19 protein-coding genes and 2 pseudogenes are annotated in these 21,626 nt (G+C 41.1%); 6 read left to right on the forward strand and 15 right to left on the reverse strand.

The window, feature by feature from the left end; translation table 11 throughout:
• Positions 1-415 precede the first annotated feature (415 nt).
• From L7D49_RS13650 to L7D49_RS13670, 5 genes are all read right to left on the reverse strand, one after another.
• Complete coding sequence (locus L7D49_RS13650; RefSeq protein WP_238081750.1) at positions 416-1,525, reverse strand: DUF4145 domain-containing protein; 1,110 nt, start codon at positions 1,523-1,525, stop codon at positions 416-418.
• A gap of 304 nt (positions 1,526-1,829) precedes the next feature.
• Positions 1,830-4,904 (reverse strand): efflux RND transporter permease subunit, encoded by a 3,075-nt coding sequence (locus L7D49_RS13655; RefSeq protein ID WP_238081752.1) that lies wholly within the window; start codon positions 4,902-4,904, stop codon positions 1,830-1,832.
• Positions 4,905-5,037: 133 nt separating this feature from the next.
• Positions 5,038-5,649, reverse strand: coding sequence for a TetR/AcrR family transcriptional regulator (locus L7D49_RS13660; protein ID WP_238081754.1), 612 nt, complete (start codon positions 5,647-5,649; stop codon positions 5,038-5,040).
• Between the two features lie 268 nt (positions 5,650-5,917).
• Positions 5,918-7,720 (reverse strand): glutamine--fructose-6-phosphate transaminase (isomerizing), encoded by a 1,803-nt coding sequence (gene glmS / locus L7D49_RS13665; protein WP_238081757.1) that lies wholly within the window; start codon positions 7,718-7,720, stop codon positions 5,918-5,920.
• Between the two features lie 661 nt (positions 7,721-8,381).
• A complete protein-coding gene (locus L7D49_RS13670) occupies positions 8,382-9,044 on the reverse strand; it encodes an MOSC domain-containing protein (protein ID WP_238081759.1) in 663 nt (220 codons plus the stop codon).
• Positions 9,045-9,174: 130 nt separating this feature from the next.
• Here L7D49_RS13670 and L7D49_RS13675 point away from each other — a divergent pair, with 130 nt between their 5' ends.
• A complete protein-coding gene (locus tag L7D49_RS13675; protein WP_238081761.1) occupies positions 9,175-9,381 on the forward strand; it encodes a transcription initiation factor TFIIIB in 207 nt (68 codons plus the stop codon).
• 41 nt (positions 9,382-9,422) lie between these two features.
• On the opposite strand, the gene L7D49_RS13680 is transcribed toward L7D49_RS13675, so the two are convergent.
• The 3 genes from L7D49_RS13680 to hprK form a co-directional block, all read right to left on the reverse strand.
• Positions 9,423-9,596, reverse strand: a complete 174-nt coding sequence (locus tag L7D49_RS13680; protein WP_238081763.1) for a hypothetical protein — start codon at positions 9,594-9,596, stop codon at positions 9,423-9,425.
• Between the two features lie 124 nt (positions 9,597-9,720).
• On the reverse strand, positions 9,721-10,281 hold the full coding sequence (locus L7D49_RS13685; protein ID WP_238081765.1) for a GNAT family N-acetyltransferase: 561 nt from the start codon (positions 10,279-10,281) through the stop codon (positions 9,721-9,723).
• Positions 10,282-10,528: 247 nt separating this feature from the next.
• The gene (gene hprK, locus L7D49_RS13690; protein ID WP_238081767.1) at positions 10,529-11,458 is read right to left on the reverse strand and encodes an HPr(Ser) kinase/phosphatase; all 930 of its coding nucleotides are present in this window, start codon (positions 11,456-11,458) and stop codon (positions 10,529-10,531) included.
• 477 nt (positions 11,459-11,935) lie between these two features.
• Between hprK and L7D49_RS13695 the strand changes: the two genes are divergently transcribed.
• On the forward strand, positions 11,936-12,445 hold the full coding sequence (locus L7D49_RS13695; protein ID WP_238081769.1) for a DUF2243 domain-containing protein: 510 nt from the start codon (positions 11,936-11,938) through the stop codon (positions 12,443-12,445).
• Between the two features lie 19 nt (positions 12,446-12,464).
• The gene (locus L7D49_RS13700) at positions 12,465-13,226 is read left to right on the forward strand and encodes a cytochrome c oxidase assembly protein (RefSeq protein WP_238081771.1); all 762 of its coding nucleotides are present in this window, start codon (positions 12,465-12,467) and stop codon (positions 13,224-13,226) included.
• A 302-nt stretch (positions 13,227-13,528) separates the two neighbouring features.
• On the opposite strand, the gene L7D49_RS13705 is transcribed toward L7D49_RS13700, so the two are convergent.
• Positions 13,529-13,864 (reverse strand): hypothetical protein, encoded by a 336-nt coding sequence (locus tag L7D49_RS13705; RefSeq protein ID WP_238081772.1) that lies wholly within the window; start codon positions 13,862-13,864, stop codon positions 13,529-13,531.
• Positions 13,865-14,113: 249 nt separating this feature from the next.
• Between L7D49_RS13705 and L7D49_RS13710 the strand changes: the two genes are divergently transcribed.
• Together L7D49_RS13710 and L7D49_RS13715 are read left to right on the forward strand one after the other, a co-directional pair.
• Positions 14,114-15,082 (forward strand): LCP family protein, encoded by a 969-nt coding sequence (locus tag L7D49_RS13710; RefSeq protein ID WP_418895894.1) that lies wholly within the window; start codon positions 14,114-14,116, stop codon positions 15,080-15,082.
• A gap of 122 nt (positions 15,083-15,204) precedes the next feature.
• A complete protein-coding gene (locus tag L7D49_RS13715) occupies positions 15,205-15,579 on the forward strand; it encodes an SLAP domain-containing protein (RefSeq protein ID WP_238081776.1) in 375 nt (124 codons plus the stop codon).
• 583 nt (positions 15,580-16,162) lie between these two features.
• Here the strand turns inward: L7D49_RS13715 and L7D49_RS13720 are convergent.
• The 4 genes from L7D49_RS13720 to L7D49_RS13735 all read right to left on the reverse strand — a co-directional run bounded on the left by L7D49_RS13720 (position 16,163) and on the right by L7D49_RS13735 (position 19,474).
• Positions 16,163-17,035, reverse strand: a complete 873-nt coding sequence (locus L7D49_RS13720; protein WP_238081778.1) for a YitT family protein — start codon at positions 17,033-17,035, stop codon at positions 16,163-16,165.
• Positions 17,036-17,188: 153 nt separating this feature from the next.
• On the reverse strand, positions 17,189-17,374 hold the full coding sequence (locus L7D49_RS13725; RefSeq protein ID WP_238081780.1) for a hypothetical protein: 186 nt from the start codon (positions 17,372-17,374) through the stop codon (positions 17,189-17,191).
• 152 nt (positions 17,375-17,526) lie between these two features.
• A complete protein-coding gene (locus L7D49_RS13730; protein WP_238081783.1) occupies positions 17,527-18,384 on the reverse strand; it encodes an MBL fold metallo-hydrolase in 858 nt (285 codons plus the stop codon).
• Positions 18,385-18,553: 169 nt separating this feature from the next.
• On the reverse strand, positions 18,554-19,474 hold the full coding sequence (locus L7D49_RS13735) for a phosphotransferase (protein WP_238081785.1): 921 nt from the start codon (positions 19,472-19,474) through the stop codon (positions 18,554-18,556).
• 203 nt (positions 19,475-19,677) lie between these two features.
• Here L7D49_RS13735 and L7D49_RS13740 point away from each other — a divergent pair, with 203 nt between their 5' ends.
• Positions 19,678-20,901 (forward strand): MFS transporter, encoded by a 1,224-nt coding sequence (locus L7D49_RS13740; RefSeq protein ID WP_238081787.1) that lies wholly within the window; start codon positions 19,678-19,680, stop codon positions 20,899-20,901.
• Positions 20,902-21,031: 130 nt separating this feature from the next.
• On the opposite strand, the pseudogene L7D49_RS13745 reads toward L7D49_RS13740, so the two are convergent.
• Positions 21,032-21,298: pseudogene (locus tag L7D49_RS13745) on the reverse strand (IS5/IS1182 family transposase); the annotation flags it as partial.
• 27 nt (positions 21,299-21,325) lie between these two features.
• Positions 21,326-21,507 (reverse strand): annotated as a pseudogene (locus tag L7D49_RS13750) (transposase); the annotation flags it as partial.
• Between the last annotated feature and the right edge of the window lie 119 nt (positions 21,508-21,626).

The following is a 21,626-nucleotide window of genomic DNA, read 5'->3' on the forward strand; positions in this document are numbered from 1 at the left end:
TTAAGGTGCATTCTTAATAAACCTGTTTGTAAAGATAATTCTCGAACATGAAACACATAGCTCAAAATGAACATATATTCACGTCAAAAACAATAAATAATTTTTAGTTTCATTTGAGTTTAAAATAATCTGCCGAAACGAACGGTTTCGTCGTCACTTACACTTTACTCCCACATACACTTCCTTTTGCTTCTTTCCTTGAGTTCACGGCAACTCAAAAGCCGATTCTATGAACTAAGAATCGGCTTTTTTTTAATTATAAGTACAGATACAATTTAACTAACGGCAAATCGTGATCAATCTATTTCGAGCGAGTTATTATTTGAAGCCTATAGAAACAGGAATGCTTTCTTCCGCAACTAATGCCCAATAAAGTTTCCGTCCTTATTTGCTCTAAGACGAATCATTTTCAATTTTATTTAGCTTTTTTCCCTTTCAATTGCCCAAATAGCTCTTCCACTTCCGCTAAACCCACGTCGTCATATTTAGTCAAAGTAGCCAGGTCTTTGGGAAGCTGTCCTACCCGTTCAATCTGGTCTTCTTGCAGCTGGCGGAAAAGACCGGGATTGCCGTCGAATTCTTCCTCGGAGAGCGAAATATTCGCCAATGGGTCGTTAACGATGACATAATCCGACTTGTAAAACAGGATGAGTTTTCCTGGATGCCCAAGCTCCACTTCACGTCTGGCTGTTTCTTCTTTAATAAAGTGCTTCAGTTCTGTAAATAACATCTCGTCATGTTCTTCACTGAACCCCTCTACATCCTCATGTAGTCCTTCCAGATTATTCGGCAGTTCACTCATAACCCTAACTTCCTCTTCGGCTCCCAGCATGGAAAGGTAACTTTCTGACTTCTCGAATCGTTGGGGCAGCAGGAAGGCATCCCGAAGAAAATGCGGGACTTCTAAGCTGCGGTCTTTATACACGATTGTTCGAACCGATGCGAGACCCGGCAGTGCGTCTTCAGGCGAACCTGAACTCGCAGCTGTCTCCATTTCTTCCGTGAGACCTTTCTGTTGTTGAATGTTGGAACGGATTAAGGCTTCCATCTTTTGCAGCCTCTCTTCCAATTCGGACACTTCGGTTTCATCGCCTTTACGAGGCTCCGGATCCTGATAAGCCGGCACTTTCACATCTTGAGGCGAGTATTTCTTCACATACCACCGAACGATCATATAGATCGCCTCCCAAGAAAGGAGTGCCTCCGAATATCGGAAATTCCTCGTTTCGTGCGCCGCTGAGTTTCCGTTCATCCTCACTTGATGTAGCGCATCCAGGACTTCCTTTTCCAGTAACCCCTTCTTCTCCAGCAGATCAATCCTTTCTTTCAGTGTCAGATTATCCTCCCCTGACAACTGTTCTGCAATCATGACCCGTTGTAAAATGGCTTCGACAAATGTCCGGGCATGCATCAACATCGTCTGCGGACTGGAATAAATGCTCTTTTCAAGCCCGTTTGCCATTTGGGATAGATCATCGGATATCGGTTCTAGAAACTGATAAAAATAGGATGGGTTATTTTCCATGGTAGGCAGGTCTCCTCATGTTTGCGTTGTATTTAATGCTGATCTTAAGCGGTGCCCCGTTCAAATTCTATGTAGTCTGGAGCGAATTTGCTTAGAAAGCAGCTTATTTAATCGGCAAGTCCTTGCAGTGTATTTTTCCCATTGAGGAAGACCATTAAACAATTGATGATGGATGGACATTGGTAACTACTTTAAGGCGAAGCTTGTACTGGACATTCACAGTCTAGGAAATGCTATGCCGGCAAGTACAAAAATCTCCCTTTGGACTGAAAAGCCCAAAGGGAGATTACTATAGAACCGACGTTTATTTAGTTACTGCTCTTCTCTCTTTCTTAGAAGTCTTAAAGAAGAACAATTCATATACGACAGGCACAATGACTAAGGTTAACAAGGTAGATGAAGTTAAACCTCCAATTACTGTAACAGCTAAACCTTTTGAAATAAGTGTTCCTGACGAAGTTGTCAAAGCAAGTGGAATTAACGCCGCAATCGTTGCAAAAGCAGTCATCAGGATGGGGCGCAATCTTGTTTTTCCAGCTTCTATTAAGGAATTTCTTATCGTTAAGCCACGTCCCCTGTTCTGGCCAATTCGGTCCACAAGCACAATGGCATTGGTCGTCACAATTCCAATCAACATTAAAAAACCAATCATTACGCTAACAGATAACGGCTCTTTAACTAGATAGAGTGAAACGAGTGAGCCAATTGGCACGAAAATAAGAGAGGACAAGATCACAAATGGAATGCGGGCTTTCCCAAATGTAATTAGCATCGTTAAATAGACAAGCCCGATCGCCACAATAATTGCGATCCCAAGTGATTGGAATATTTCTACTGTATCATCGTTGCCCCCTCCGCTAGTCAAGGAGACGCCTTCCGGAAGTTTTAATTTCTCCACTCCCTTCTTCACCTCTGAAGATACAGCCTGCACATCGTTTCCTTTTACCTGGCCAGAAACCCGAGCGTATACTTTACTGTCTAATTTTTGGATAGATGTAAAAGCATCAATTTGATTCACACTGGCGATTTCGGACAGCTTAACTGGTCCTTTTTGCGAGAATAATGTCACACCTTCTAGATTTTCCTTGGACTGAAGCGTCTCATCTAAGGAAATCTGAACTTCTTGCTCTTGACGATCTAACGTCAGAGTACCAACATTAACTGGCTTCGTTTGTTCGCTTATCGTCCCAAGGATTTGGAAGCCAGATAACCCGTAATAACTTGCTTTTTCAGAATCAATCTCAACTAAAAATTGCTTTTGTTTTTTACTGAAATTATTTGTGACATATTTCAGGTTCTTATTTTGTTGCAGAAATTCTTCTACCATCTTGGATGCTTCTTGAAGAGCATCTAAATCATTTGAAAATAAATCGACATCAACATTATTGTTTGACGGAGGACCGCCTGTTTCTAACTCTTGAACCGTTATTTTTAAATCAGCCTGTTCTTCCTTCGAAATCATTTCGATCTTTTGTTCTAACGATTTGATCGTTTTCTCTACATCCACATTGTTATTCAAGTTTAAAAAGTAGCTGGCTTTGTTTTTAAGTCGAAGCCCTGTTGCAAAATCTCTTGCCCCGACAGACGCTGTGACATCGGCAATTTCATCTTGCTGGCTAAACATGTCTTCGACAAGCAATGAGACTTCATTTGTCTTTTCTAAAGAAGTGGATGATGGAAGCTCGATGGAAGCAGTTAATATTTTGGATTCTTCATTAGGGATAAACGTGAATCCCAATGAAGGCACGACCGCAAACGATCCACCCAGTAATAAAACCGAAACGACTAAGATAATGATCTTGTGATTTAATGACTTCTCTATAATTCTCCCATATATCCTTTGCAAGGCGCCTTCCTTTTCTTCAGCCGGAACTTTTTTGAATGAAAACTTAGCTAAAATAGGAACAATCGTAATGGCAACGAGCAAGGATGCTAACAATGAAAAAATTATCGTTAAGGCAAAAGGTAAAAAGAACTTCCCCGTGATCCCGCCAACAAATCCGATTGGAAGGAATACAACAACCGTTGTAAGCGTAGACGACGTAATTGCCTTTAATATTTCTTTAGTGGACTCTAAAATAATTTTATCCGACATGCCTTCATTCGATATCCGAACACGCCTAAATATGTTTTCAATAACGACAATACTATCATCCACTACCCGCCCTACAGCTACCGCCATTCCTCCAAGGGTCATAATATTCAACGAGATGTCGAATTGATTTAAGAAAATAGCAGCAATGAGCAGAGACAACGGAATTGAAACAACCGCAATAATGGTTGCTCTTGTGTTGCGCAAGAAAACTAACACGGCTATAGAGGCAAACAGAGCACCTAATAATCCTTCCTTCACTAGCGTACTAACGGACTTCTCGATATCTTTTGCCGAGTCTATGCTAATCTCATAAACTATCTTGTCATCATATTTCTTCAATACCTTCATTACTTTATCTGCGACTTCTACTGTATTGGCATCTTGCTTCTTTGTAATCGCCATGGCCAAAGATTCCTTTTCATTGTATCGGGCGATTTCATTTTGATCCGTAATCTTTTTTATAGTAGCTATGTCCTTTAACCGAATGACTTCGCCTTGTTGAGGTGAGGATCCTTGGGCACCCCATTGTTCTGTAGAAGGAACTGATCCGAAAACAGGCTGTAGCTCTAAGTTTTCCAATTTTGAAAGCGAATCAAGATTTTCTTCTACTCGTATAGGAATTTGCTCGTTATTCTCTGATAATTCACCAGCTGGGAAGGATAGATACTTCGCTTTGATTTGCTCCTTTATCCCACTTAGCGAAAGACCAGCACTTTCAGCCATTTCTTTGTTCACTGTAATTTGCACGAGATTATTCGTTAAGCCGGCTACGGATACGTTATTAATCCCTTTGATTTTTTTCAGCTCAGGGATCACTTCATCCTTCATTAACTCTTCAATGCTTTCTCCGTCTTTACTGAAAAAAGAAATATTATAGATTGGGAAGGAACCAAACGATAAACGATTTAACTTAACGCTTGCTTCATCAGGCAAGCCCGCCTCATCTACTGCTGAACTAACGAGCTGCTCAATTTTGTCCAGATCTGTATCAAACGGAAACTCCAACGTTATTATTCCAATACTGTCATATGCAGAACTTGTGATCTTCGTAACGCCTTCAATCGAATTCATCTGATTCTCAAGCTTTGATACGACCTGCTCATCTACATCTTCTGGCGAAGCACCTGGGTACACCGCCTCTATAGAGATTTGAGGGAATTCAATATCTGGAAATTGATCCACCTTTAATTTTGAAAAAGAATAAACTCCGCCAAGTATTAGTAAAAATGAAATGATAAAGACCGCCATAGCATTCTTCAAACTGAATTTCGTCAAAAAGTCCATCTTCTAACCTCCCATTGTCTTTTTTATTTGGATTATTTTTACTTTTTCCCTATCGATCGATTGATCAGTGCGCAAAAAAAAATTTCCTCACAATGAAATGGTACTTTGAAAGCCGCGTATTGTATGCCTATACTTACTTTTTCCTTTGATCAGGAGAAGCTAATCCATACAGCAAAACATTCGTATAAAGTCTTGCCTGCTGTTTTGCTGCATCCTCCTGCTCTTCGGTATGGTTCGATGAAATCAAGTTCAAAAGTAAATAAGCAGAGGGAATCGGATATGAACCAAATTCCGCAGGATTTCTTACTTGCCCTTCTTTGATTCCTTTTTCAAAAATAGAAGCGATCGGTTCTTGATATGCTTCGACCCACCAATCTTTTATTTTCTTTTGGTGCTCCATGTCTAACTCTTTTGCGATATCTTGAAACATCTGTCCCATGGAAGACGGCTTATTAATCAATATATGATAGGTAACTTGAAACAAACACTCTTCCAGATCATCTCCACATCGCTCAATAATTCGCTTTAATGCCATCTGCATAGTAAATAACTCTGATTTTAGCACTTCTACGTAAATAGCTTTTTTGTTTTTAAAATGATGATAAAGGGTTGGCTGTGTAATCCCGCATTCTTCAGCAATTCTTCGCGTTGAAACAGCTCTATAGCCTAATTCCATAAATAAATCACGAGCAACCTCAACAATCTTTTGATGCGAATTATGAATATGCTCAAACTGATTAAACATAAGTAAAACCCCTTTACCATTTACAAACTATCATTTGAAAAAATCGTAATATGTTTAGCCCGCCGTGTCAACAGTAATGGAATATAAGACAAATACACTTACATTTGAATGTAGCGTTCTCATTCACTTCAGCAACCTCTAAATTAATAAAAAACGAGGAAAACGGAAGATAAACTTCCTATTTTCACTCGCTTAAAAGAACAATTATTTATTATTTTCAATGTTAGCTGTTAGTTTTTCCGGTACAGCATACATCCCATCACAAATATTACTCCACCGTAACACTCTTCGCCAAGTTCCGCGGCTTATCTACATCACAACCACGATGCAAGGAAGCATAATACGCAATCAGCTGCAATGGCACAACGGAAACGATCGGTGTCAATAATTCATGAACTGGCGGCAAGACGAACCGATCCCCTTCCTCTTCAGTACCTTCCATGGAAATAATGCATGGATGTGCACCTCGAGCCACAACTTCTTTCACGTTTCCTCGAATGTTGAGGCTGACGGATTTTTGAGTTGCGAGTGTGAAGACTGGTGTGCCCTCTTCGATAAGGGCGATCGTTCCATGTTTCAGTTCCCCTCCTGCAAAACCTTCTGCTTGGATATAGGAAATTTCTTTTAGCTTGAGTGCACCTTCCAGGCTGACGAAGAAGTCTAGGTTGCGGCCGAGGAAGAAAGCATTGCGTGTTGTTTCCAGGTACTCTTCCGCAATCTGCTCCATTTCATCCTTCGAGTCAACGAGGGTTTGGATGGCATTAGCCACGATGGAGAGTTCTTGCCTCAAATCAAAATCGATTTCTCTGTTCAATTGTTTTGCGACGACGTATGCGGTAATCGCAAGTACGGCCACTTGTGCAGTGTATGCTTTTGTCGATGCAACTGCGATTTCCGGGCCAGCGTGAAGCAGCAAAGTATGATCGGCTTCACGTGATAATGTAGAGCCCGGAACGTTGGTCATTGTAATTGTCGGATAGCCGAGTGCTTTGATTTTGACGAGCACTTGGCGGCTGTCTGCGGTTTCACCTGATTGGGTGATGAATAAAAACAACGGCTTCTTCGAGAGCAGTGGCATGTTATAGCCGAATTCGCTTGAAATATGCACTTCGACAGGAATGCCTGCAAGTTTCTCGAAATATTGCTTGCCGATCAAACCAGCATGGTAGCTTGTGCCTGCTGCAATAATATAAAGTCGATCGGCGTCTTGAATCGCTTGGATAATCGCAGGATCAATTGTAAGTTCTTCTTGCCCTTTTGTATAAGCTGTCAATATCTTACGCATGACACCTGGCTGCTCATCAATTTCTTTGAGCATATAGTGCGGATACGTTCCTTTTTCAATATCGCTCATGTCCAGTTTCGCTGTATATGGCGCACGGTTGATGTCTGTGCCGTCGAGTGTCATGATGCGGATTGCGTCCATTGTTACAAGGACAACTTCTTCATCATGCAGCTCGATGAACTGGTCTGTCAGCTGCAGCATCGCCATGGCATCGGATGCAACAACATTGAAGCCTTCTCCCACACCGACAAGCAATGGACTGCGGTTTTTCGCTACATAGATCGTACCTTGGTCTTCGGAATCGAGCATCGCGATTGCGTAGGAACCATGCATTAAGGAAAGTGTATGCCGGAATGCAGCTTCCGTTGTCATACCTTCTTTGACAAACACCTCAACCAATTGCACAATTACTTCGGTATCGGTATCCGAATTCATTGTTACACCTTGCAAATATTGCTTTTGGAGCTGAACACAATTTTCAATGACCCCATTATGCACAAGCGTGAAACGTCCGGATTCGCTCTGATGTGGATGGGAGTTTTTCTGATCTGGAATTCCATGTGTCGCCCATCTCGTATGGCCAATTCCTGTTTTTGATTCAATAGACGGGTCGACGGCACTCCGCAAATCTGCAATCCGGCCCTTTTCTTTAATAACTTTTACACCGTTCGTAGTGAGCAACCCAAGGCCTGCTGAGTCATATCCACGGTATTCTAACTTTTCAAGCCCTTTTAATAAAAACTCTTTCGTATCCTGTTCTCCAATATAACCGACTATTCCACACATATTGATTTCCTCCTCTTGAAGAAATGGCAAAGCCCACCTCGGGATGTCCGAAGTGTTTGCCGTTCACTTGTTAGAATTAGCCTTTTTGCCTTGTTGTCCATCCAATCGCTCGGATGTTTTGCGGGCAAAAGTTACAATCGGGCATTTCGATCGGGAGGCATCCGCCGAATGTTTCGATACTCCTCCACCTCGTCTGCTGGGAATGTGGGCGTCCGATTTCCCCAGCACTGGCGCTATAATTGGTTTCCGATTTTGCCGTAAGTTTCCCTCCTCAGAACGGGTCAGTAAAAACCGACCCGTTAATCATACAAAACTCGCTATTTTATTGTCAATCCATAGAGAAAATCCGATTATTCAGGTAGTCTAGACATTTGTTTTGACTTCATTCATACAACAATAGTACTCAATACTAATTTTGTTAAACTAACAGGAAGAATTGTTTATTTCAATTTTTCCGGATTATTTATTCTAATCGATGCTACTTCCCCACAATCCAAGCAAACGGTATACACTTTTTCAGATCCAACAGCCATTTTTTTATCCAAAGGACGAAGATTAATATAATCGGTTGCTTGAATAAAGGAGCTTCCATTGCAGTTTTTACAGTTCATTTATATACCTCAATCAACTATATTTGCACTCGATCGGCAAACTAAAAAACTTACCCTTTCACAGTCTCCCATTTATCAATCCGTTTCTGCAAAGATTTTCGCCATTCTTCAGCGAGCGGTTCAACGGCTACAATTCGTTTCATGGCGTCCACATCTTTTTGACCGCGGAAATAAACATCATTGCAGTAGGCAATGGAGATCCGATCTGGATGCTGTTCGAGTAAAGTAATAGTGGAATCGCTTTTGACGATCCCTTCTTTAATCACTCGACATAGATAGCCGGTATACCCTGTATCAATCATTCGCTTCATGATGAGCGGCAAGCCGGTCCGTTTGTTAATTGTGCTGCATGGTACCCTTCCTTGTGTTACTTGGATAACTGCTTCGCCAACTTGATAAATATCCCCTACATAGACATCACTTTCTAGCATATTCAAGACCGTCAGATTTTCTCCAAACGTGGAACGTGGCAAAGGCTGTTCAAACTCGTCTTCCCACTGGGCATAGTGCTCAAACGGATAGACGCATACTGCTCTGTCAGGACCCCCGTGAAAGCGCAAATCCGCCACGCCATCTCCATGGAATCCGTCCTTTGATAGGAACGCCTCCTCAATTTGGTCTTTGCAAATGCCTGTTACCATTTCCTTGCTCTCATCATAGATAACTGTTTTCGGTTTTCCGATTGAAAAAGTGACAATTTGCCATTGATCCAACTTAAATCCCTCCACCATTCGATATGTATTTCATTAACTATATAGTATTTTTTCAAAATTGTTTAGGGAAAATTGGTATTATGTGAATCCGTTTCAATTTCCATACGTAAATAAGGCAAGGAGTGATTCAATGAGAGAATATGGTGTTGATCCTTGTCCACAATGCGGAGGAACAAAGATCGGACGCGGAAAACAAAGTGGCTACGGAACTATTTCTCCCTATGGAAGATTAGGGTTTGGGACAGCCTTGATTCATTTGATATGCACGGACTGCGGATGGATTCTTGGAAGCTATGTTGAGAATCCGGGCTCTTTCCGTAAGACCGTTGTGAAATGATAAAACGAACCGCCCGGTGTTGGACGGTTCGTTTAAAGGTTTTACTGCTGTGACGATTCCATCTTCATTTTCTTTCGATAGGAATGGCGCCAGATGTAATAGATGGTCCATGCGATAAGCGGAATCAATTGGACGATTGGATTGTATTTGTTTTGCATATTACAGAGCCATACTAGCCCTACAATAAAAAACGGTCCCATTATATATATTGCCATTCGAACTTCTTTGTTCTTAAAACTACAATCAAATCTGCCCGCCATTTGTGTTCACCTCACTGTATTCACAATCCAGAAAGTGGACATCCCCTTACCATCTATACGAATAGTAACGATAGAAGTTTCATTTTTGCGTAAATTCACGAATCACGTATCGATCAAATAATTCCTCTTCAATGAAGACCTCACCAAGCCATTGAAATTCACATTTTTCGACTACCCTTTTCGATGCTATATTGTGTTGAAGCACGACAGCGTTCACTTGAGTAACATCAGTATTCGTAAATAAATAATTTACCAACCCTTTGACAGCTTGTGAAGTGTACCCTTTATTGCAATACTTTGAGGACATTGCGTAAGCAACCTCCCTATTCGGCTCAGACAATTCCTCCTTAATACCGGTATTGCAAAAACCGATAAACTCGCCGGTTTCCTTTAAAATGATTCCGAGCTTTAAGAAGTGATGCCCGATTTTAGGAACAGCCTCCAAAAAACGTTTGTTGTCCGGAATCTCAAAACGAGTGACCCACTCCAGCCGTTGTTCCCTCGTGGATCGCCAATCCGGCAAAAATTTGGATACTTCAGGTTCCGATGTCAATTGATAAATAGCGTCCACGTCGTCGATACAGAACTCTCTTAATAGGATGTCTCCACAGTCGATAGTAAATACTTTTTCATTATTCATACGTTGCTCCTCACTTTTGCTAGATGATGCATCTATTCGACAAACCGATTTTCTCCACAGACCTTTTAAATGTATTAAGAGAGTTAGGAGAGACTTACTCAATGCTATTATATGAATCCCATAAAGTTATCAATTAATCCAATGATAATAACACTAACGCTAACGTAACCCAATCAAGCTATTACAATTATTTAAAGCATTACAAAATGCCCCTTTAAACTCAATATAAAGGGGCAATCCATTGATATTACTTTTTAGGCTCTTCCTCAAACTCTGATTCAAGCCGCTTCATGAATTCCTCTGCCGCACTGTACCCTTGCTGCTGCAAATACCAATTGTTGGCCGCAGCTTCAATGAGTCCTGCCACATCACGACCAGGCTGCAACTGGATCTGGATATGCGGAATCGGAACATCCATGTAGTATTTGTATTTTTGATCAAGTTCCAGTTCATTATTAAGCGCATTTTCCTGCCATTCCGTCAGCTCGATATCGAGTGCGATTCTCGTTTCTTCCTGGAAAGCCGCGCGGCCGTATAAACGAACTACATTGAGAAGGCCAATACTACGTAAGGCCAGGAACTCTTTATTTTTCTCGTCATGGCTGCCAAGCAATGTTTGCGGGCTCAGTTTCTTTAGGACAACAATATCATCGGCAACAAGGCGATGCCCGCGTCCAATTAGGGTGTGAGCGGTTTCACTTTTTCCAACGCCGGATTTTCCACGCAGCAAAATGCCGATCCCTGAAACATTTACGCAAACGCCATGAATAGCTATTTCCTGTGCCATCGCCTTGATGACATACGCATCGAGCTTGGCAATCAGCTCGCTCATGGAGTCCTTTGTCCGCAAAACAGGAATATGCTCTTCCGTGCAATACTGGCGAAGGCCAAGCGGTTCTTCCTGATTGGACGTGATGATGATGCACGGCGGATCATAAGTCACAATATTGCTGATCCGCATCTTGCATTCCTCATCAGAGAGCGTATGCAAGTAATTGATTTCATTTGTGCCAAGAATTTGGACATACTCAGTCGTAATGAAATCAAACTTGCCCATGAATTCCAATCCGGGGCGGCGGACTTTCGAATGCTTCAATGGCCGATGCAATTCTTTCTCCCCCACCAATACTTCAAATCGGAATCGCTCTACTATATCGCCCACCGTAACTGTTTTCATAACCGGTCACCTTTCGTTTCACAATGAATTTGCCTTATTATAACATGGGCTGATCAAAATATGGTTTTTGATTTGACAAGATTGCATAAATCAGCTAGATATCATTCAAATTTTTCGTATCTATAAAATCTATTTGTAAAAGTTAGTCTATCCAAACAGACCTGTGATCATATTACCTTCCAATATCAATGTTTCTCTAAGGGCTCCCGGGAATAAGAGGAGAGTCATATCTCTGTTGTACAGACGGTTTTTCTTATGTTCCAACTTTCTTGAGCATTCAGCGATTTTTAGGGTTCCTCCCTTGTACTAAACTAGCTTTTCTTGCATAACTCTCTTTTATTCAGCGTTTCATTTCACAAAAAGCTGTATGCAAGTTATTCAAGCCACCCTCTCTGCAGCCAGAGTCGGTTTACGCAACCGACTTAGCGGTAATACTCTACATAACGAATGCATTATGATAGGCGGGAGGGGGTTTGCTTGAAAACGGACTCCAAACATTTACAGCAATTAAAGAACCGTGAACTTCATTATAAAAAGAATCTCTGGTCAGGAATTTTGTTTGGTCTCGGATTTGTTGCTTTTATTGACGAAACCATTTTTCATCAATTGCTGCACTGGCATAAGTTTTATGATAAATCGACAGTAGCGGTCGGACTAGTTTCGGATGGACTGTTTCATGCATTTAGTTGGTTTGCGACCGTGGGTGGCTTATATTTAGTGGCAGATCTCCGGCGTTTGAATGCGTTGTGGCATAAAGTGTGGTGGGGAGGCAAACTGATTGGTGGAGGTGCGTTTCAGCTATATGATGGAACGATCCAGCATAAAGTGATGCGTATTCATCAAATTCGATATCATGTCGATATTGTGCCATATGATGTTGTCTGGAACGTAACAGCTGTCATTATGATCATTGCTGGAACTCTCCTGATACGAAATGCAAAGCAAAATCAACGAATGGTTAAAGGAACGGTGCTCCATAATGCATAATGAGGCAGCTTGGTCCCTGATGAATTTATTTTTTGGCTTACCAGCATGTGTCGCGCTTTTGGCTTATAGCTGGGCAGTATATAAAACGAACCGGGTTCAAAGGCTTCGCAAATGGCCAGTTCACCGCACAATTTTATGGTTCGCAGGGGTTTTTTGCTGTTTGGCTGCCCTTGTGGGACCGCTTGCTGCCCTTTCACGCCATTCGTTTACATGGCATATGACCGGACACCTACTTCTCGGTATGCTTGGACCGTTGCTAATGGTTTTGGCAGCTCCTATGACACTTGTATTGAGGACTTTGGACGTGAATCGAGCCCGACGTATGACCAGATTCCTTTCAAGCCGAGTGGCAGGATTTTTTATTCATCCCATCACAGCTTTCCTGATAAACATCGGTGGCCTTTGGATACTTTACACAACCGGACTGTTCCAAGTAATGCATTCCAATTGGCTACTTCATATTTTTGTGCATATACACGTTTTCGCGGCTGGTTATTTATTTACTATTTCTATGATATATATCTATCCCTTGGCTCACCGGCATTCTTTCCGTTTCCGAACAGCGGTATTTATCATGGCACTCGCAGGGCATGGAATCCTATCCAAGTATTTGTACGCCTATCCACCGGCAGGGGTAGAAATAGAAGATGCCCGCCTTGGTGCCATGCTCATGTATTACGGAGGGGATGCGGTCGATTTATTGGTAATCATCGTTCTCTTCCACCAATGGTACCGAGCCGGCAGACGTAGACCCCTACCTGCTGCCGTGGCAGAACAGTAACAGAATGGTTTCAAATAGTACAGGGGAGATTCTATCCTTCTTGCCTTCTCGGTATTCAACTAAAGACATCGCAGCGTATCGGTGACATAGTACGTGCCTATCATGTCTTAGCCAGTGTCCCAGTAAAATTTCGAAACACTGTATAGGAATGAAAAAAGTGAAATGTCAAACCTCCCTTCCTGTACAGAGAGGCATAAACATCCACTTTTGAATTAACAGTTTCGTAGTAAGAAAGAGAAAGTCCGAGAAGTGTTGGAATCAAAAATCCTTCTTTTTTCAATAGAGTACCAATGAAAATATTACTAGCGATTTTCATCTTCATGGATCATGCGCTTTGCTTCGTCCAATTCGATTACACGCTTCGGAAAGTATTCATAAATTGGTTCAAGCTGGAGGTTCACTTCCTCCAGTTCAGCGGTTTCGGAAAAAGGATACTCCCAAACTATCGTTTCAAGTTCTGTTTTCAAAATGAACCGAAGCACTTGCATTGGAGCGCGTCCAGCCGTATCTTCATCTGATAAAATTGGTTCTTCAAAATGCTCGTTTGACTGGTTGAGATAAATTGTACCTTCCCTGTTATTTTGAACGGCGTCTTCAGCTAAAGCTTGAAAGTCTTGTAATGTTTCTGCCTTTCTCATGTATGCCACTCCTTCCTAAATAAACGAACTACTATACCTCTTCCCTCTTCTGTAAAGTCAATAAACACAAATTGGATATATGTTAAGAGCCTATTTAATGCTATAATACGGTGTTCGGGAAACCTTTTAGCCAGTTAGCGCGTCTCATACGATGGGCAGATTTTAACGTGAAGTCTCTTTTTTAGAGTTCATCCATATAAAGAATAGGAATTCATCATATAGAATGTTAGGTGATAAATTATGAATAGAATGCAAGCACGCAAGAAGAAACGGACGAAGAAAAAAGGCATTATCTTCCTTTCGCTCCTTCTGCTCATTGGAGCTGGGGTCATTTTTTGGGTGTACCAGTACAATCAAGGCTTTACGGAAGCCGTTGATAGCACCGTAAAAGACAAGGAATTTGATTTATTCGAAGGGGAAGAACCAAAATTCGGTGAAATTAACGTCATGCTCCTCGGTTCAGACGCCCGTAAAGACGAGGACGGCCGGTCGGACACATTAATTGTAGCCAACTATAATCAAAAGACAGAAAAAGTTAAACTCATCTCTATCATGCGGGATACGTATGTGTCTATTCCAGGCCATGGCAAACAAAAGATGAATGCCGCCTTTTCCATTGGCGGACCGGAACTGGTCAGACAAACACTAAAAGAGAATTTCGATTTAGATGTCCATTATTATGCGATTGTAGATTTCAATGGATTCCCGAAAATGGTTGACCTTATCGCACCGGACGGCATTGAAGTGGATATTCCGTATACCATGCAGCACGGCATCGGCATGACATTACAACCAGGAAAACAGACATTGCACGGTGAACAATTGCTCGGATATGTTCGTTTCCGACATGACAAAATGAGCGATTTTGGACGTGTAGCACGACAGCAGGAAGCTCTTTCTAAGTTAAAGGACGAAGCAGTCGGCTTCCATAGTCTAGTCAACCTGCCAAAACTGCTTGGAACAGCTGACGCGTATGTAAACACGAACCTAGATAAGAAAACAATCCTATCCATTGCAAAAGGCATGTTAGAAAATAAAACCGGATCACTTGAAACGATGCGGATTCCTGTGGATCATTCCTTCGTGGATCGCGATGTCAATGTAGGGCAAGTTCTTGACATTGATTTCGAGAAAAACATCCAGGCCATCGACGAGTTTTTGAATCCTACCGTCGATACAGCAGCGGATACCACAAAAGATAACGAAGCAAAGGAATAAATAATGAGGACACAGGCAAAGGAGAACTTTCATGTTCCCTTTGCCTGTTTTTTGTACAAAAAATTCAATTCTTCTTTTATGTTAAAATGAAAGCATTCAATAAAAAAAGGAGGTCCTTTAGTATGAAGTTGCATTTCCATCCGGTTTGGGAACAAACGCTGCCGTCTAAAAGCAAATCTGAACTAACAGCCGCTTTTACTGCCCTGTCCCCTTCCCATTCATTTGGCGCCTCCCCATTCTTAGTCAAACGGAAAAGGAACGGTGGCATCGTGGCAACCGTCTTTCTGCAAAACGTAACTGCATACCCAGTTACGTTAGAAAAAGTACAAGTCCAGCTGTATGACCAAAAAAAGAGGATAGCGCAAAATATTTTTGATGAGTCGCTGGTCATCCCTCCTAATTCCACTATGCCTTGGTCGTTTGTCTTCCCTCCTGAGTCGACTGAAGAGGGTGACATTACGGAGCAGATGACTGTAAGTATTGACTTGCTGAAATGAAGTAACGGAGAATGTTACGCTAGGGAAGAGCATAACGCCCCTAATTGCTCTCTTTATAACAATGAAAAACAAAAAAAACCAGCCTCTGCTGGTTTTAGAGCGTTGACAAAAGCGTATTATTTTGTTGTGACGTATAAAAATAATATACAACCGCTACTACTTACATTTAGATTCCTAGTAAAGTTGATTTCCGCTTCTGGCGTCGCTTTCCGGGGGGCGGGCGGTGAGCCTCCTCGTCCGCTGCGCTCCCAGGAGTCGACGCCTTCCGCTCCAATCAACGGATGTTCTGCTAACAAGGTATGTTGTTATTAATCATTAGTATGATAGACCTCGTATACAAGAAGTTTAGAGAGTCTTCATGTGTTTACTCAACAATTAAAAAATTGTATTAAAGGCAGGGAACGCAACGTAGACTCCTATGGGAATAGCTTGAGCTGAAGACCCCGCAGGAACGGAGTGACGAGGAGGCTGAAGCCAAGCCCATGGAAAGCGAAGTTGCGCTCCCTGCCGGTTGGTTTATGCAATTCTATTCATCTCAAAGTGACTTTGTCTATAGTCTGAACCAGCGTCTGCTGGTTTTTTATTATTTCGCCGCTGCCTTTTGCACGTCTTCCCCGTCCTTGCGGAAGAAACCAAAAATCCCGACAGTCTGGACAACGTTGGTGAACGCTTGTGGGTCGACTTCTTTAATGATTTTTTCTAAATCATACAATTCATATCGCGTGATCACGAGATACATCATATTTTTGTCTTCTTTTGAGTACGCTCCTTTTGCAGGAAGAATCGTAATCCCACGCACCATTTTTTCATGAATGGCTTTCTGCAATTCATCAGCTTTGCGCGTGATGATCATCGCGGTTACTTTCTCATGGCGAGTATGCAGCATGTCAATAACAGCTGTAGTCACATACAGGGCAATCATCGTATACAGTGCGTTCTCGGGTTCGTATAAAAATCCCGCCAGGACGATAATGACTCCGTTGAGTAGGAGAAAATACGTACCGATCGGCTTATCCTGCAGCCGAGAGAGAACCATTGCAACAATATCCATGCCTCCAGTAGAAGCACCGAGCTTTAACGATAATCCGACGCCAACCCCAGCAATGACACCGCCGAAAACTGCGTTTAAAATGATATCATCCGAAAGCGATAATACCGGAAGCAATTCGAGGAACAACGTTGCGAATAGTACAGACACGATACTGTAAATCGTAAAACCCCTGCCCACTTTGAACCATCCGAGAATGAAAACAGGGATGTTAAAGAGCAGCAGCAGAATTCCTGTGCTCACTGAAATATCAAAATGGTCCTTTAAAATACTGGATACAAGTTGGGCTGCCCCAGAAAAACCACTTGCATAGACATTAGCGTTAATCAAAAAGAAATTTAATGAAATCGCCAATAGCAAAGAGCCGAATATTACGACTATAATCCGTTTCGCTTCAATAAAAAACATAAATACCTCCTGCACTTGTCAATCTTGCACTCATTAGGCAATAGAACAAATTGTAGCTGATTTATACACAATTTGAAATGATCAATGAGACCCATTTTTAGTATAACCATAAAAAAACATCAGCAAGCGCTGATGTTTTTCCTCTATATCCTATTACGAATGGCTTCCTTGTAATGTTCTCCGATATTTCGCGTAAAGAAAAGTGGAAACGCCAGCAAGTATGACAATGGATAACAAGCCAGCCATGGCACCTTCCATATCCCAACCATTTACTGCATACCCCGTCGATACCCCAAAGACGATTCCAGTCATTATCGCAACCCATATGAGACGGATCATTCTAGCCACCCTTTCCAGTTCATGTCTTGAGAATTATTCTCACTACATCATAACCTAATTGAAAGCATTTATCAATTAGAAACTTGAAAGTATTATCCCGCTCCCACTAAAAAGACACCTCCACTAAGATCTTATGAGAGGGCAAGTGATCTTCATGAATCATTCCGCATTTGAAGAATACGATCATTTACGAAGGCTTGTATGAAAAACTTTTCATTGTCATTGGGTTCTCGTTCATTTGCTATAGTAAAGTTGTCAATCGATATTTGCATCGAGTCTGTCAACACGGCCTCGCTAGCCAAAATTAATTCTCTCCAATACGTATCCATTTCTTCTACATCGCAAATCGATTCATGTCCGAGCAAGAACCATTTGGCGTCATATTTCTGAATATCTTTAATCATAGGAAGCAATAATGATTGTTTGAAATGATATAAAGAATTTGTGGTGGTGCCATATGCACTGTCGCCTAAAAATATTACCTTTTCATCTGCAATATACACAATGGTTGAGTCGTCTGTATGCGTACTTGCGATTTGTTCGAGATGGCATATTTTATTCCCCAGGTCTATCACGAGAGAATTCTCAAATATAATATCGGGAGACCTCACAGTAAAACGATCTCGTTCAGGTATGTCTTCCTGAATGATTTTCCGGCAAAAATCACTCATTTCATTACTATTTACATAATGTTGGAGGGATTGATCATCAAAGGAAAACGTCTGCCATTGTTGTAAGCGCCGATTTGTCTCCCTGTTGACGATGATCGTAGCATTGATTTCACTCATACCTAAAAAATGATCCCAATGAGCATGAGTGATCACCAAGTATTTGATTGGCGGCACATCTAACTTCTCAATTTCCTTTACGAAAATTTCCGCATGCTTAGTCGAATTTCCAGCATCTATTAACAAACTGTATTGTTCCCCACAGATTAATCCTAATGTCGGCCGTTCTTTATCATTTTGATTCGGCAAATAATATATGGTGTCACTTAATTTTTTTAACATGTTCTATCTCCTCAATTCTAATTTTTTCTGAATGAGAAAATCTACATGTATATTCTAAGTGCGATAAACTAGAGATTTTCTCGTATTATTGGTGTTTTACCATTGGACTTGTACCTCCTAATATATTTTATTCTTATCAACACTCAAATTATTTTTTTGTAAAGTTTAATTAAATCAGCCTGTACTCTTCAGCGTTCGTAATCATATTTAATAAACTCACAAACAACTCTCTTTGTTCAACTCGAATCCAATCTTCCTGTACTTCAGCTAACAACCACATGACTTCATCTAAAAATACATGTATTAAACCTGCTTGCCACATTTCTTTTTCGTTCCATGTCAAGGTTTGATATCCACTATATCCTTCGAGAAAGAGCTGCCATTCTATTGGCGTAAATAGCCTATTTGGCGCTGAAGAGAGTTCATTATGAAATAATAATAAAGCTAGAGCCAAGTCAAATATGCGTGGGATCCACTTCGCATTATCGGGATCTATTACTATAGGTTTTTTGGTGAATACTAAATTATTTGCTTTAAAGTCGTGAGGAGTTTCTATCCATATTAACGAAGCATTCTTTAGTTTTTCTTGATTTTCTACCGCTGTAAATAACAGATTTCGTAAACCTTGAATATCAAAATCAATGTTCCAAGTTGCAGCATTTTTAGCGATTTCTTTTAAGTGTTCATCAACTTCCTCATGAGTAAAATCAAACACATCATATTTGTTTAAATTAAACGCATTATCTTTTGTAGACAATGAATGAATTTCACCAAGAAGCTCACCAGCTTGCATTATCTCTGTTCGTTCACCTTGATAAGTTTCGCCATCAATATAGGGATAACATATGTATACTTCTTCCTCTATTTGTTGCGGGTTGCTGGTCTGTAGGTTTACCGGTGTCACAACAGGTATGCCTGCATCCTTTAAGTAGGTGGTGTATTTGATAAGATTTATTGCGCTTTCCATCGGATATTGGGTTCGTTTTACTATTTTATTGTCAACTTTATATACCGGTGAAAAAGCATATATGCTATCTTGCTCTTCTGACAGTTCAAAACCAAAACATCTCAAAAGATGTGAACTATTCATTTCTAATTCTCCTATTTTCAGCAAATTGTCATACTTCCAACATTATACACAAAAAACTCAACATTCCACCAAAAATTTTTCCGACACTAGATTTCAGTGTTTAACAATAAATCATTTCAATTCAAGAAACTCTTGTTTTCCGGAAAATCAGCGTTATAATTCTATTGAGTTAATTGACTAAATTACCAATATGGAGATGCAGCATGCGGACGTATAATGAGAAAATAAGTATTTACCATGGAATGGCTTCGACCATAGCGTTGAACTTTTCCAACAACTTCTTTCCGATTTTCGCCATTACCATTTTAGGGGCGACCAATTACCAGGTTGGGCTGATCAGTTCCCTCCCTCCGCTCATGGCGTTGCTTATGACGATTCCAGCCGCCATCTTGCTGAATCGAGCCATTGCACAGAAAAGACTTGTTGCGATATCGGTTTTATTTGCACGGCTGTTGTTCATTTTAATAATTATGACGGTTTATTTTCCAAACCCTTCGCAGGCTTGGATTTTCCTTGTCATCATTGCACTCATGAGTTTGCCGAATACTGTCGCGAACATAGGTTGGCAGACGTTCATTAGTGGGTTGGTCGAGGAATCAAATCGCGGCTCTTTTTTCAGTGACCGAAATCGGCTTCTAACGATCGTGGGACTGGTATCTACCCTACTGATCGGATTGATCATGAAAGATGCGTCTTCGAATGCGACCGCCTACCAAGTGCTCTTCGGAATCGCCTTTTGTTTCGGCATGCTGGAAGTCTTCCTGCTTCTGAAGCATGAAGAACCAGTAGTGAAAAAAGAAGGTCCGATGAAGAAAAATAAAACAATGGACTGGTCTATTTTCCGGCACTCGAATTATGTTTGGTTTTTGATCGCTGCTTTATTTTTCAACTTTGCTTGGCAAATGGCATGGGGAATTTTTAATATTTATCATGTCCGGGTAGTCGGAGCGACAATTTTTTGGATCAGTATGTTCTCGGTCGGCAGCATGCTTGCCCAGTTTCTTTCCTTTCCTCTTTGGAAGAAATGGGCAGAACGGCAATCGAATACGCTTGTCTTTGTGTACGCCGCCATTGGGATGGCAACGACGCCATTTTTGACGGTGTTGTCTACGAATTTGTACTACATTACTCTCATTCAAACATCATCGGGATTTTTCCTCGCAGGTGTTGTGCTGCTATTGTTCAATCTCCTGTTAGAACAATCGCCGGAGCAAGTGAGAACCTATTGCATTACAACTTACAATGTCTTGCTGTCGCTTGTAGCGTTTATCGCACCGCAAATCGGGATATGGCTTTTGGAGCATCTTGGTGTCGATATGGCCATGTATATCAATTCTGCAATTCGTTTTCTCAGTGCTGCCTTATTTTTTTTCGTATCCATGCGCTACGCCAAACAGAAGACGCCTGCACTACCAAAAATCCACTAACAAAAAGAGAGAACCCGCCAATTTTAGAGGAAATACTTACGTTTTTTTTTACAAGGCACTCTGAAATTTTAAAAGGCACCATTTTTCGTTCGTATTTTGAACGAAACGGTGCCTTTTTCTTTGGTTATTCTTACTCTGCTTCTTTCCATAAGGTTAATATTTGCTTTAGATTGACCGCAAATATCGTCATAGCCCCCTGCATCTGCATGCCAAATAGCCCCGGGGAAGTGACTACATCATACCCGTGTATTTGTTTTAAATCCCTATTCTTCGCTTCAAGTTTATAGCGGGATTTCGCTTTTATCTTAAACAATTCGCTATTTTGAAATGCTTACTGGTCCTTGTGTTCTGTCGACTTTATTGAGACGGAATACGTTTTACTCTTGGCTCCTTTTTTAATTTCTCTTTCATGGACTCATCGATTCATGCGAATTGGTGGAACTGCCTTACGACCGATATCCAAGCAATATTTACTTTTCAACTCTTCAGAATGAAGGTAAAATCCACAAGTTCGTGTATTTAACGCAGCATATTATCATTTGGGACGACAATATCGTAAATTGCCATATAAGGACTGAGGTTTAAAGTTTCTTGATTAGAGATCATTGGACTCTAATAAAAACAGCGATCCATTCCTCGATAAAAGGAAATAGATCGCCGTTGTAAATTTCACTTTATTTGACGGTGAGTTTCGTTAGTTGGAGTGTAGAGCGGCGACTCCTGTG

This window comes from Sporosarcina cyprini, assembly GCF_022048975.1.
GTDB lineage: Bacteria > Bacillota > Bacilli > Bacillales_A > Planococcaceae > Sporosarcina > Sporosarcina cyprini.

Bases quoted from the DNA above. Each gene is read 5' to 3' on its own strand.
- L7D49_RS13650 (WP_238081750.1), bottom strand. From the start codon at position 1,525: ATGGAAAATAACCCATCCTATTTTTATCAGTTTCTAGAACCGATATCC.
- L7D49_RS13655 (WP_238081752.1), bottom strand. From the start codon at position 4,904: ATGGACTTTTTGACGAAATTCAGTTTGAAGAATGCTATGGCGGTCTTT.
- L7D49_RS13660 (WP_238081754.1), bottom strand. From the start codon at position 5,649: ATGTTTAATCAGTTTGAGCATATTCATAATTCGCATCAAAAGATTGTT.
- glmS (WP_238081757.1), bottom strand. From the start codon at position 7,720: ATGTGTGGAATAGTCGGTTATATTGGAGAACAGGATACGAAAGAGTTT.
- L7D49_RS13675 (WP_238081761.1), top strand. From the start codon at position 9,175: ATGAGAGAATATGGTGTTGATCCTTGTCCACAATGCGGAGGAACAAAG.
- L7D49_RS13680 (WP_238081763.1), bottom strand. From the start codon at position 9,596: ATGGCAATATATATAATGGGACCGTTTTTTATTGTAGGGCTAGTATGG.
- L7D49_RS13685 (WP_238081765.1), bottom strand. From the start codon at position 10,281: ATGAATAATGAAAAAGTATTTACTATCGACTGTGGAGACATCCTATTA.
- hprK (WP_238081767.1), bottom strand. From the start codon at position 11,458: ATGAAAACAGTTACGGTGGGCGATATAGTAGAGCGATTCCGATTTGAA.
- L7D49_RS13700 (WP_238081771.1), top strand. From the start codon at position 12,465: ATGAATTTATTTTTTGGCTTACCAGCATGTGTCGCGCTTTTGGCTTAT.
- L7D49_RS13705 (WP_238081772.1), bottom strand. From the start codon at position 13,864: ATGAGAAAGGCAGAAACATTACAAGACTTTCAAGCTTTAGCTGAAGAC.
- L7D49_RS13710 (WP_418895894.1), top strand. From the start codon at position 14,114: ATGCAAGCACGCAAGAAGAAACGGACGAAGAAAAAAGGCATTATCTTC.
- L7D49_RS13715 (WP_238081776.1), top strand. From the start codon at position 15,205: ATGAAGTTGCATTTCCATCCGGTTTGGGAACAAACGCTGCCGTCTAAA.
- L7D49_RS13720 (WP_238081778.1), bottom strand. From the start codon at position 17,035: ATGTTTTTTATTGAAGCGAAACGGATTATAGTCGTAATATTCGGCTCT.
- L7D49_RS13725 (WP_238081780.1), bottom strand. From the start codon at position 17,374: ATGATCCGTCTCATATGGGTTGCGATAATGACTGGAATCGTCTTTGGG.
- L7D49_RS13730 (WP_238081783.1), bottom strand. From the start codon at position 18,384: ATGTTAAAAAAATTAAGTGACACCATATATTATTTGCCGAATCAAAAT.
- L7D49_RS13735 (WP_238081785.1), bottom strand. From the start codon at position 19,474: ATGAATAGTTCACATCTTTTGAGATGTTTTGGTTTTGAACTGTCAGAA.
- L7D49_RS13740 (WP_238081787.1), top strand. From the start codon at position 19,678: ATGCGGACGTATAATGAGAAAATAAGTATTTACCATGGAATGGCTTCG.